The following is a 12,565-nucleotide window of genomic DNA, read 5'->3' on the forward strand; positions in this document are numbered from 1 at the left end:
AAATTAGTCCGAAAAAAAGACCGGCCAACTACTGCTTGGCCGGTTTTCTATGTTAATTGGGGGAAATAATATTTTTATTTACCCGCTTTTCATCGTAATAAACCTAATCAAACGTTTGTTTAAACATTTCTTTTTAGAGGAAATTCGGTAAAAAAAGAGAATGATAAGGAATATTCATACTTGCGAACCTGTCTTTATTTTGGTAGCATGTTACTATATTAGCGAACTAAAGGATTCGGAACTTTTTGTGAAAGAGGTGCAAGTCAGCATGTTTATGTTTGAAAAACCTCTCGGGATGAGAGATACATTGCCATTATTGTATGAAACGAAAAAACAGCTTCGTCAAAAAATGACGGGTGCAATAGAGAAATGGGGCTTTCAATTTATTGAAACGCCAACGCTTGAATTTTACGATACGGTAGGTGTTCAGTCAGCGATTCTTGAAGGACAGCTGTTTAAGCTGCTTGATCAGGAAGGGCACACGCTGGTTCTTAGACCGGATATGACAGCACCAATAGCAAGGGTAGCGGCTTCAAGATTTTATAAGGAAAATTATCCGCTCAGACTTGCTTATGATGCGAATGTGTTCCGTGCGCAGCAGCGTGAAGGCGGACGCCCTGCTGAATTTGAACAAATTGGGACTGAATTGATCGGTGATGCAACAACAAGCGGAGATGCAGAGGTTATTGCACTTATGATTGCCGTTCTTAAAGAGGCAGGTCTACAGGATTTTAAGGTCGCAATCGGACATATAGGTTTCGCGGACGCTTTATTTATAGAGATTCTCGGAAATCAGGAGCGGGCTGATGTTTTAAGAAGATACTTATATGAAAAGAATTATGTCGGCTATCGCGAGCATGTGAAGTCATTGCCGCTGTCGTCTATTGATAAAGGAAGGCTGCTTCAGCTTTTGCAGCTGAGAGGCGGAGAGGATCAGCTTGCAGTTGCTGCCGACCTGGTTTCAAGCAGGGAAGGAAAAGAGGCTGCTGCAGAACTTGGCAAGCTGTGGTCGCATCTTCAGGATTTTGGGGTGCTGGAATCCGTAAAGCTGGATTTAAATCTTGTCAGTCATATGAGCTACTACACAGGAGTTTTATTTGAGGTTTATGCAGGCAATGTCGGCTTTCCTCTTGGAAACGGCGGCCGTTATAATCAGCTTTTCGAACGATTTGATACACCTGCAGCGGCTACGGGCTTTGGAATCCGGTTAGACAGGCTGATCGAATCTCTTGGAGAACAGGAAGAGACACCTTACATTCATTGTGTTCTTTACAGTCAGGAAAGAAGAACAGAGGCTCTGAAGTCTGCGGCTGAGCTTAGAGGACAGGGGAAAAGAGTAATTTTACAGGATATATCCGGTGTAAATGATGTAGATGCCTATACAAAGCAGTTTGCCGATGTAGCTTATTTTATTGGATCGAGAAAGGAAGAGCAGGATGGGTAATATGCTTACAATTGCGATGCCGAAAGGAAGAATATTTGATGAAGCAGCAAACTTGCTCAGAAAAGCAGGATATAAGCTGCCGCCTGAATTCGATGAGTCAAGAAAGCTTATTTTAGAAGTTCCTGCAGAAAACATGCGCTTTATTTTAGCGAAGCCGATGGATGTCACAACATATGTTGAACATGGGGTTGCGGACATTGGCATTGCCGGCAAAGATGTCATGCTTGAGGAAGAGCGTGATGTTTATGAGGTGCTGGATTTGAAAATAAGTGACTGCTACTTGGCTGTTGCTGGCTTGCCTAACATGAGCGGCTCAGATGTTGTTGCCCCAAAGGTTGCAACAAAGTACCCAGGTGTGGCGTCTTCTTATTTCCGCGAGCAGGGGGAACAGGTGGAAATCATCAAGCTGAACGGTTCGATTGAGCTTGCTCCATTAATTGGCCTAGCTGACCGTATTGTCGATATTGTTTCAACGGGCAGAACGTTAAAAGAAAACGGCCTGGTTGAACTTGAGAGAATTTGCAGCATTACTTCAAGACTCATTGTCAATCCTGTCAGCTACCGAATGAAGGATGCCCAGATTGATGAACTGGTCAGCCGATTATCAGAAGTTGTGGAGGGAGAAGCGAATGAGAATTGAAAGATTATCAGGGAATTTTGCCTCTCTAAAGCGTTCGATTGACTCTGGTACAGAAGCGCAGAGAGAGGCTGTTAAAAACATCATTGGAGATGTTAAGAAAAAAGGGGATGCTTCTCTTTTCGCCTATGCGGAAAAATTCGATTCTGTCCGTTTATCAAGTCTGAGAGTGTCAGAAGCGGAAGTGGAGGCAGCTTATCAGGAGCTTGATCCGGACTTAGTTGAGATTATCAGGGAAGCAGCAGAAAATATCCGTTTTTTTCATGAAAAGCAAAAGCGTGAGTCCTGGATTACATATAAAGAGGACGGAACGATGCTTGGACAGAAGATCACTCCTCTTGATGCTGTTGGAGTATATGTACCTGGAGGCACTGCCGCTTATCCTTCATCCGTTTTAATGAATGTCATTCCTGCACTAACGGCAGGGGTTAAGCGAATTGTTCTGATTTCCCCTCCAAACAGGAAAGGTACGCTGCCTGCAGGAGTACTTGTTGCTGCAAAAGAGCTTGGTATAGAGGAAATCTACAAATCAGGCGGGGCCCAGGCGGTTGCTGCACTTGCATATGGAACGGAAACAATCAGGCCGGTTGATAAAATTGTTGGTCCCGGAAATATCTATGTGGCTCTTGCGAAGCGGGAAGTATTTGGGGATGTCGATATAGATATGATTGCCGGACCAAGTGAAATTGTTGTTTTAGCAGATGAGACGGCGAAAGCAAATGAAGTGGCAGCCGATCTGCTGTCCCAGGCTGAACATGATGTTCTTGCTTCAAGCGTACTTGTAACAGATTCAATGGATCTTGCAGAAGCCGTATCAACAGAAGTCACGCGTCAGCTTGAGACTCTTCCGAGAAAAGAGATAGCAGGCCCTTCGATTGAGCAGTTCGGATTTATTTATGTGGCAGAGTCACTGAATGAAGCCATTAACGCCGTGAACGAGCTCGCACCGGAGCATCTTGAGGTGTTAACAGAAAATCCAATGGAGCTGCTGAACAGCATTAGACACGCAGGCGCTATTTTCCTCGGAAGATATAGCTCAGAGCCTGTCGGGGACTATTTTGCAGGGCCGAATCATGTGCTCCCTACAAATGGCACAGCCCGTTTTTCAAGTCCGCTGAACGTCGATGATTTTGTGAAAAAATCCAGCATTATTTCATACAGTAAACAAGCATTTCAGCACTCAGCACATAAGATTGCAGCATTCGCACGTTTAGAAGGCTTAGAAGCACATGCACGCGCCGTTGAAGAGCGCTTAAAATAGGAGGTACTGATAATGGAAAGATCATCAAGTCTGCAAAGAACAACTAACGAAACGGATATCTCTCTGTCTCTTTCAATTGACGGAGAAGGGATTTCTGAATTAAATACAGGCGTGCCCTTTATGACACACATGCTTGATCTGTTTACGAAGCATGGCCAATTTAATCTATCTGTTGCGGCTATTGGAGATACGGAGATTGATGGCCATCATACGACAGAAGATATCGGCATTTGTCTTGGACAGGCATTCAGAGAAGCATTAGGCGATAAAAGAGGAATTAAGCGCTATGGTCAGGCAATGGTTCCTATGGATGAAGCCCTTGCCCAGGTAGTAGTTGATTTAAGCAACCGTCCGCACTTTGAATTGAAAGGCGAGTTTCCAAGTCCTACAGTAGGAAACTTTGATACGGAGCTTGTCCATGAATTTCTTTGGAAGTTTGCTCTTGAAGCACGGATCAACCTGCATGTCATTGTCCATTACGGCCGCAATACTCACCATATGATTGAAGCGGTTTTCAAAGCTTTAGGCAGAGCGCTTGACGAGGCATCAACGATTGATCCTCGGATTAAAGGAGTCCCGTCTACGAAGGGAATGTTATAAATGATCGGAATAATTGATTATGGCATGGGGAATTTGTACAGCGTCAGCAAAGCGCTTGAGCGCTTGAATATTAGCTATTTCATTTCAGAAAATCCGGAAGAGCTTGAAAATGCGGATGGCTATATTCTTCCTGGTGTCGGCTCCTTTAAGGATGCAATGGCGATTTTAAATGAAACAAAGTTAACGGACTATATTCAGAAAATCGCAAGTGAGGGGAAGCCGCTGCTTGGTATTTGTTTAGGGATGCAATTATTATTTGATTCGAGTGAGGAAAATGGTTTAACAGAAGGACTGACCCTTTTAAAAGGGAATGTCGTGCATTTTCCGGAAGATCTTATGAAAAAAGAACAGCTGAAAGTGCCGCACATGGGCTGGAATCGATTACGCATGCACCAGCAGAGCGATCTTCTTGAAGGTCTTGAAGAAGGCTACTCCTATTTTGTGCATTCTTACTATGTGAAGGCTGAAAAGAGCAGCACCGTGATTGCAAGTGCCGACTATGGCGTCGATGTTCCTGCAGTTGTTGGTGAGAAAAATATATTCGGGACACAATTTCATCCCGAAAAAAGCAGTCATTTAGGAATTGGCATTCTGAGGAACTTTGTCAAAATTGTTGAAGAGAAGGAGAAATCATGAGTGAATTTATCATATATCCGGCAATCGATATGCGCGGAGGAAAATGTGTCCGTCTAATACAAGGCGATTATGCAAAAGAAACAATTTACGGCGACTCACCTTACGAGATGGCAAAAGTGTTTGCTGATAAAGGGGCAAAATGGATTCACATGGTTGATTTGGATGGAGCTAAAGCCGGCAAAAGAGTTAATCACAAACATGTTCTCGAAGTAGCGGAAAAGCTGAATGTAAAAGTGCAGATAGGCGGAGGAATCCGTACGGAGGAAGACGTAGAGTATTATCTTTCAAATGGGATATCCCGCGTTATCCTGGGAAGCTCTGCAATCTCTAATCCTGATTTCGTGAAAAAAATGCTTGCGAAATATGGCAGTAAAATAGCGATCGGAATTGATGCAAAGGATGGCTATGTTTCAACTGAAGGGTGGATTGAGACGTCAACAGTAAAGGCTGCTGATCTTGGTGTGGAGCTTGCTGCAGCAGGTGCTGAAGTGTTTATATTCACTGATATTGCAACAGACGGCATGTTATCCGGACCTAATGTTGACGCTGTCCGCGAAATGGCGGGGGCTACCGGCAAAGAAGTAATCGCATCTGGCGGAGTCAGCTCTCTGGACGATTTAGTGAAGCTTGCTGCTTTTCAAAAAGAAGGAGTGGCAGGGGCAATTGTAGGAAAAGCGCTCTACACAAATCAATTCGATCTTGCCCAAGCCTTAGAAGAGGTGGAGCTCGCATGATTACAAAACGGATCATTCCTTGTCTTGATGTAAAAGACGGAAGGGTAGTAAAAGGCATTCAATTTTTGGGGCTGCGAGATGCAGGGGATCCTGTTGAGCTTGCAACCTTTTATGACAAAGAGGGCGCAGATGAGCTCGTCTTTTTAGATATATCTGCTTCTCACGAAGGCAGAAAAACAATGGTGGATGTGGTTGAACGTGTTGCAGCGCAGCTTGCGATCCCATTTACAGTGGGAGGCGGCATCAATTCGCTTACCGATATGAAAAAAATTCTTCGTGCAGGTGCTGACAAAGTTTCTGTCAATACATCAGCAGTGATGCGCCCTGAACTGATTTCAGAGGGGGCGCGATTCTTTGGTTCCCAATGCATGGTTGTAGCTATTGATGCAAGATTTACTGAAGAAACCGGCAAATATATGGTGTACACACATGGCGGAAGAAAAGAAACAGAGTGGGAAGTGACAGACTGGGCCAGAGAAGCAGTTAAGCGCGGCGCAGGCGAAATTCTGCTCACAAGCATGAACAGCGACGGTGAAAAAAGCGGATTCGACCTTGCTTTAAATAAAATGGTAAGCGAAGCAGTTTCCGTTCCTGTTATTGCTTCAGGAGGTGCAGGGAACGCTGAACACTTCACAGAGGCATTCTTAAAAGGAAAAGCGGATGCTGCCCTTGCAGCTTCTATTTTTCACTATAAAGAGACGTCAGTAAAAGAAGTGAAAGATTACTTAAAAACGCAGGGAGTGAATGTCAGATGAATCTGCAATCGGTAAAGTTTGATCAAAATGGCTTAGTCCCTGCAATCGTTCAGGATGCAGTCAGCAAAGAAGTTCTTACTCTGGCCTATATGAATGAGGAATCTCTGCAAAAAACAATTGAAACGAGAGAAACATGGTTTTACAGCCGCTCCAGACAGGAGCTTTGGAACAAAGGGGCAACTTCAGGCAATACCCAGGAGGTTGTTGGGTTAAAATACGATTGCGATCAGGATGCTCTGCTTGTATTGGTGAAACCTGCCGGCCCTGCGTGTCATACTGGCTCGTACTCTTGTTTTTCAGAAAACGTGTTTGGCGATTCCGGGCAAGCCCCTGCCGAACGCTTTGAAATCCTGAACACACTGGAAAAATTGATCGCAGAACGTGAAGCAGAAATGCCTGAAGGCTCTTATACAACGTACCTGTTTACAGAAGGCGTCGATAAAATCCTGAAAAAAGTTGGAGAGGAAGCATCAGAAGTCATCATCGCAGCCAAGAACCGCGATGCGGATGAACTAAAATGGGAAGCTGCTGATCTATTGTTCCACTTAATGGTGCTGCTCCGTGAACAAAAACTTCCGCTTGATGAAGTGCTAAATGTATTGGAAGAGCGTCATTTACCGAAAGAATAGTGGAAGAGTCCTCATTTTGAGGGCTTTTTCTTAGGATCAAAAAAACCAACTCTGCCCTAAAAAAAGTGCATCAAAGCGGCTGAATGGAGCATGAAAATGGCTTTCACCCTGAAAAACGTGCGTCAAAGAGGTGGAATGGAGCAGAAAAATGATCTCCCCCTTGAAAAAAGTGCATCAAAGAGGCGGAATGGAGCAGAAAAACGTTTTCCACCCAGAAAAATGTGCACGTAGATTTTCCATGCCAACTTCTGATCAGTCTTTTACTCGATGCAATTGAGTATTTAGGGTTTAATGGCTGATGGGGAAAGAGGAAAAACTTTGTTGGCCTTATTTGTGCTCGCTATTCAATAGCTCTGCCAATTCCCTCCTATTTAATAACCTCAAAAACTTGCATCTCTGTACAGAAAAAAACAATCTGGGTCCTCATAGATCCAGCAAAAACTCCTTTTCTTCAAGCGCTCAAATATTTCCATCAATTCTGTTTGCCGCACTTCCATTTTGCCTAAGCTTAGACCATGTTCATAAGGCGATATTCTTGTTTTGTAAAACGGTTTAATAATTTTTACCATTCCTATTGTTGAACTTCCCCGATGTGGTATACTAACCTACGGCAGAAGTAAAGAAATGGAGGATTTCAGTGGGAAAACAATCGAGTAACACTCAGCAAAAAGCGCAGATTGTCCCTTTCTTCCAAGACGGACAGTACTTTTACCGTAAGGGCATGAAAGCCTATCGGGAACGCGATCTTTTAAGAGCGAGCAAGTGGATTCAGCGTGCGATTCAGCTTGAGCCGAATCAGATTGTCATGCTTAGCCAGCTTGCAGCTATCTATACCGAGCTTGGAAAATACCAGCAATCTAATGAGCTTTTAACATACATTATCAAGAATATTGATAAAGATTTAACGGAATGCCATTACTTTATGGCGAATAATTACGCACATTTAGGTCTCTTTCATGAAGCCTACAAATGCGCGACCCAATATCAGTCAAAAGAGCCGAATGGCGAGTTCATCGAAGAAACAGAAGATCTCCTTGATTTGCTCACAATTGAAGGGGCAGATGAAGAGGATCCCTTTTTAGATTCAGATGAACTGATTGTTAAGCAGGATGCAGCAAAATCCCTTCTGGAAAATGGGAAATTAGAAGAGGCCATTTCCTTGTTAAAAGAAATCGTCACGGATTTTCCGGAATTCTGGTCAGCTTACAACAACTTGTCGTTAGCCTACTTTTACATGGGCGACGTTCAGCAGGCGAAAGATTATTTAGATATGGTGCTCGACAAAAATCCGGGCAACCTCCATGCTCTTTGCAATTTGCTTGTGTTCTACTACTACGAACGGCAGGATGATAAAGTAGAAGAATTGGCGCAAAGACTTGGACACATCTATCCTATTCTTTTTGAACACCGCTATAAGCTTGGTGCGACTTTTGCATTGGTCGGGCAATATGAGCTTGCCTTTAAATGGCTCAGAGCCATTTATAGACAAGGTTTTGACGGTGATGATACCTTCTATTACTGGCTTTCATATTCCGCTTATTTTACCGGAAAAGAAGAGCTTGCCAGAACCAGCTGGGATCGTGTGATTGAAATAAATCCTGAAAAAGCCGGTTCAGAACCGTGGTCGTCGGAGAAGAAGACGGCGGTACGTCCAATGACGATGCCGATTGAAGAGCGTCTGCTTGCGATCTTTTTAGCGGCTGAAACAAAGCAGCTTGATCAGATTCAATTCTTTCAATCAGCAAAAGTTCCTCAATCAGTCTTCGAAAGAGAGTTTATGGATCTTGCAATTGCGCATGTTAATGGAGAGATTAAAAAAAGTGTCTCTGAGAAATCAAAGTTCACCTACCAGGCAGCGCAAGTCCTGTTTGAAAACAATAAAACCATGAATGAAGGACTTTATTTGTTTTTCTTTAAAACAGCTTTAAAAGCAAAAAGAGAAGAGATGCCGCTTAAAAACCACCTTGCATGGGCTTGCGCACTGGAATACGTGTGGAAAAAAGAAAATGGATATAAAGTGACGCAGACAGAGCTTGCTGAACAATACTCCATATCAGGTAAAACTCTTTCAAAGTATTCAGCTTTCATCAAGAATTTATGGACGTGAGCAAAAAAATGGCATGAAGCACTTATCTCTTATAGGATAAGAGTAGGGGTAACACAAGATCCCGAAAATGATCAATTGCTGCGAACGCAAGGAGTGATGTAGTGTGTCTGAAGAGAAAATTTATGATGTCATTATCGCTGGTGCAGGTCCTGCCGGAATGACAGCAGCTGTTTATACATCCAGAGCAAACCTCTCAACTTTAATGATTGAGCGCGGTGTTCCTGGAGGACAAATGGCCAATACAGAGGACGTTGAAAACTATCCTGGTTTTGACCATATTCTTGGACCTGACTTATCAACAAAAATGTTTGATCATGCGAAAAAATTCGGTGCTGAATATGCATACGGAGATATAAAAGAAATTATCGACGGCGAAGAGTACAAAACAGTTGTTGCCGGAAGCAAACAATACAAAGCGCGTTCTGTCATTATTTCAACTGGTGCCGAGTACAAGAAAATCGGCGTTCCGGGCGAAAAGGAACTGGGCGGCCGCGGAGTTTCTTACTGTGCAGTATGTGACGGCGCATTCTTTAAAAACAAAGAGCTGATCGTTATTGGCGGAGGCGACTCTGCAGTAGAAGAAGGCGTGTATTTAACCCGTTTCGCATCAAAAGTGACAATTGTTCACAGACGCGATGAGCTTCGTGCCCAAAAAATTCTTCAGCAGCGCGCGTTTGATAATGATAAAGTAGATTTCATCTGGAATCATACGATTAAAGAAATCAATGAAAAAGACGGCAAGGTCGGCAGTGCAACCCTTGTAAACACTCAAACAGGCGGAGAGACTGAAATGAGTGCGGACGGAGTATTTATTTATATCGGAATGCTTCCTCTGTCAAAACCGTTTGCTTCTATTGGCATTACAAACGAAAACGGATATATCGAAACGAATGAGCACATGGAAACGAAGGTGCCTGGCATCTTTGCTGCAGGCGATATCCGCGAAAAATCATTGCGTCAAATCGTAACAGCTACAGGCGATGGCTCGATTGCAGCACAAAGTGCTCAGCATTTTGTAGAAGAATTAATGGAAAAAATGAAAGCTGCCAATTGATTTTCGGTCATGCTTTAAACTGTTAACAAAAACGTAACTCGGTTTTAACTATCCTGTAACATCACTGAAATAATAATGGGGTACTATATAAATAGTAATTGACCCCCTTTTATAAATAAACTTTTGAGTACGGGCGCCCTTTCCCGTACTCCTTTTTTTTGTTCATTTTTCTTTGAAACTTTTTTCAGGGCTTACACGTATATAAACCTCATAGACATTCCTTTAAAAAATAAGTCTGTCCGTAGCCTCCGTTCATTGTGAGGTTGTCTTTGAAATAGTATAATAAAAAGTGAGAAAATATGTTAAGACTACCCGAACGAATCCAGAGGTGAAAGACTTTTGCAAAGAGTAACGAATTGCGTTTTAGTACAGGACAATAAAATTCTTCTCCTGCAAAAACCGAGAAGAGGATGGTGGGTGGCGCCTGGCGGAAAAATGGAGCAGGGTGAATCGATTAAAGACACTGTCATTCGAGAATATCGCGAAGAAACAGGCATATATTTAAAAAACCCAAAAATTAAAGGGATCTTCACTTTTATTATTAAAGATGGAAATGAAATTGTTTCAGAGTGGATGATGTTTACGTTTTTTGCTACGGAATTTACAGGTGAGAATGTGGCAGAGTCTGAGGAAGGAAAGCTTAAGTGGCATTCTTTAGAAGAGGTCAGTGACCTTCCGATGGCTCCGGGCGATCATCATATTCTTGAGTTTATGATGAAAGGTGCCGGTCTGATATATGGCACCTTTACTTACACACCTGATTTCGAACTGCTGGCATATCGGTTAGATCCGCAGTAAACGATCCATTCATTAATATAAAAGCGCGGGTAAAGAGAAAGGAGGCAATCTGCATGAGTACAGGCAGTGTTCAGGATATAAAGATGGTGATTATTACAGGCATGTCAGGAGCAGGCAAAACGGTTGCCATTCAAAGCTTTGAAGATCTTGGTTATTTTTGTGTAGATAACCTGCCGCCTAATTTGCTTCCGAAGTTTCTTGAGCTGATGAAGGAATCCGGCTCTAAAATGAACAAAGTTGCACTGGTAATGGATTTGCGGGGACGCGAATTTTTTGAAAGCCTGTTTCAGGCGCTGGATGATATGGCGGAAAAGACTTGGATAAATCCTCAAATTCTTTTTCTGGATGCTAAGGATGCTACCCTTGTTACTCGATACAAGGAAACACGCAGGTCCCATCCATTAGCCACAACAGGCTTGCCTTTAGAAGGCATTAAAAACGAAAGAGAATTGCTGGAGGAGCTGAAAGGCCGTTCTCAGATGATTTTTGACACATCTGAATTGAAGCCCCGCGAACTCAGAGAAAAAATACTGATGCAGTTTGCGGAAGATGCTGAGCATACCTTCTCTGTAAATGTGCTCTCGTTCGGTTTTAAATACGGAGTGCCGATCGATGCTGATTTAGTATTCGATGTCAGATTCTTGCCGAATCCGCATTATATTGATCATATGAGACCGAAAACAGGACTTGAAGAGGAAGTTTCCTCGTATGTTCTAAAATGGACAGAGACTCAGAAGTTTTTAGAAAAGGTACTGGATTTGCTTACCTTCATGCTGCCTTACTATAAAAGAGAAGGAAAAAGCCAGCTTGTCATTGCAATAGGATGCACAGGTGGCCAGCACCGGTCGGTTACATTGGCGGAATACATTGCGAAGCACTACAAAAATGACTATCAGACGCACGTATCACATCGTGATATTGAGCGCAGAAGCCGTCATTAAATGACTGATACTGCAAATAGGCCAAAGGTTGTCATAATCGGCGGAGGTACCGGATTGTCTGTACTCTTGCGGGGGTTAAAAGTATACCCTGTTGATATTACAGCAATTGTTACAGTTGCAGATGATGGCGGGAGCTCAGGCCGGCTCCGTGACGAACTCCAAATTCCGCCTCCAGGTGACATACGCAATGTGTTAGCTGCGCTTTCAGATGTAGAGCCGTTAGTAGAAGATTTATTTCAGCACAGGTTTAATAAAGGAAATAGTCTCACAGGACATTCTCTTGGAAATCTTATCTTGGCAGCGATGACGAATATTACTGGAGACTTTTTCCATGCCGTGAGGGAAATGAGCAAAGTCCTTAATGTGCGTGGAAAAGTTCTGCCTGCTGCAAATCGAAGCGTCGTCCTTCATGCTGAAATGGAAGATGGAACGATTGTTTCAGGAGAATCAAAAATACCTTACTCCGGCAAGAAGATTAAACGCGTCTTTTTATCACCCGAGTCCATTGAGCCTCTTGAAGAGACGATCGAAGTGATTCGGCAGGCTGACTTAATTCTTCTCGGTCCGGGAAGCTTATATACGAGTATTCTTCCTAATCTTCTCGTTCCTAAAATTGGTGATGAGGTTTGCAAGGCAAAAGCAAAAAAGGTTTATATTTGCAATGTGATGACTCAGGCAGGGGAAACCCTTGATTTTACTGCAAGCGATCATGTAAAAGCATTGAATGAACATATGAAATGCACGTTCATCGATACAATATTAGTGAATGATGAAGAAATTCCTGATATGATGAAAGCATTATATGCAGAGGAACTGGCTAAACCGGTCTATTATGATATTGAAGCATTGCGGGATTTGGGACTGGAGATCGTTCATGATAAGATTGTTTCCTACGAAAATAACGTCATCCGCCATGATACGGTTAAAGTTGCCAAGCTGCTGTATGATATGATCACATAAAAAATAAAG

The 12,565-nt window shown here is 43.0% G+C and carries 13 protein-coding genes; all 13 read left to right on the forward strand.

Going from position 1 to position 12,565, the window contains the following annotated elements; genetic code table 11:
* Window positions 1–268 precede the first annotated feature (268 nt).
* Window positions 269–1,444: an ATP phosphoribosyltransferase regulatory subunit gene (locus QFZ72_RS04225; protein WP_307439580.1), complete on the forward strand. Its 1,176-nt coding sequence runs from the start codon at window positions 269–271 to the stop codon at window positions 1,442–1,444.
* Complete coding sequence (hisG, locus tag QFZ72_RS04230; protein WP_307429826.1) at window positions 1,437–2,084, forward strand: ATP phosphoribosyltransferase; 648 nt, start codon at window positions 1,437–1,439, stop codon at window positions 2,082–2,084. The genes QFZ72_RS04225 and hisG overlap by 8 nt, the downstream gene beginning before the upstream one ends.
* Window positions 2,074–3,342 carry a histidinol dehydrogenase gene (hisD, locus tag QFZ72_RS04235; protein WP_307429828.1) on the forward strand — a complete coding sequence of 423 codons (1,269 nt, stop codon included), beginning with the start codon at window positions 2,074–2,076 and terminating at the stop codon, window positions 3,340–3,342. Before hisG ends, hisD begins: the two co-directional genes overlap by 11 nt.
* Window positions 3,343–3,354: 12 nt before the next feature.
* Complete coding sequence (gene hisB / locus QFZ72_RS04240; RefSeq protein WP_307429832.1) at window positions 3,355–3,942, forward strand: imidazoleglycerol-phosphate dehydratase HisB; 588 nt, start codon at window positions 3,355–3,357, stop codon at window positions 3,940–3,942.
* A complete protein-coding gene (hisH, locus tag QFZ72_RS04245; RefSeq protein WP_307429834.1) occupies window positions 3,943–4,578 on the forward strand; it encodes an imidazole glycerol phosphate synthase subunit HisH in 636 nt (211 codons plus the stop codon).
* Window positions 4,575–5,312 (forward strand): 1-(5-phosphoribosyl)-5-[(5-phosphoribosylamino)methylideneamino]imidazole-4-carboxamide isomerase, encoded by a 738-nt coding sequence (hisA, locus tag QFZ72_RS04250; RefSeq protein ID WP_307429837.1) that lies wholly within the window; start codon window positions 4,575–4,577, stop codon window positions 5,310–5,312. Before hisH ends, hisA begins: the two co-directional genes overlap by 4 nt.
* Entirely contained in the window at window positions 5,309–6,067 is a 759-nt protein-coding gene (gene hisF / locus QFZ72_RS04255; RefSeq protein WP_307429840.1) for an imidazole glycerol phosphate synthase subunit HisF, read from the forward strand. Before hisA ends, hisF begins: the two co-directional genes overlap by 4 nt.
* Window positions 6,064–6,696, forward strand: coding sequence for a bifunctional phosphoribosyl-AMP cyclohydrolase/phosphoribosyl-ATP diphosphatase HisIE (gene hisIE, locus QFZ72_RS04260; protein ID WP_307429843.1), 633 nt, complete (start codon window positions 6,064–6,066; stop codon window positions 6,694–6,696). The genes hisF and hisIE overlap by 4 nt, the downstream gene beginning before the upstream one ends.
* A gap of 637 nt (window positions 6,697–7,333) precedes the next feature.
* Window positions 7,334–8,803 carry a tetratricopeptide repeat protein gene (locus QFZ72_RS04265; protein ID WP_307429845.1) on the forward strand — a complete coding sequence of 490 codons (1,470 nt, stop codon included), beginning with the start codon at window positions 7,334–7,336 and terminating at the stop codon, window positions 8,801–8,803.
* A gap of 103 nt (window positions 8,804–8,906) precedes the next feature.
* Entirely contained in the window at window positions 8,907–9,857 is a 951-nt protein-coding gene (trxB, locus tag QFZ72_RS04270; RefSeq protein WP_307429848.1) for a thioredoxin-disulfide reductase, read from the forward strand.
* 339 nt (window positions 9,858–10,196) lie between these two features.
* Window positions 10,197–10,655, forward strand: coding sequence for an 8-oxo-dGTP diphosphatase (locus tag QFZ72_RS04275; protein ID WP_223438291.1), 459 nt, complete (start codon window positions 10,197–10,199; stop codon window positions 10,653–10,655).
* 53 nt (window positions 10,656–10,708) lie between these two features.
* A complete protein-coding gene (rapZ, locus tag QFZ72_RS04280) occupies window positions 10,709–11,596 on the forward strand; it encodes an RNase adapter RapZ (protein WP_307429855.1) in 888 nt (295 codons plus the stop codon).
* Entirely contained in the window at window positions 11,597–12,556 is a 960-nt protein-coding gene (locus tag QFZ72_RS04285; protein WP_307429858.1) for a gluconeogenesis factor YvcK family protein, read from the forward strand.
* Window positions 12,557–12,565 lie beyond the last annotated feature (9 nt).

Source organism: Bacillus sp. V2I10 (genome assembly GCF_030817055.1).
Classification (GTDB): domain Bacteria; phylum Bacillota; class Bacilli; order Bacillales; family Bacillaceae; genus Bacillus_P.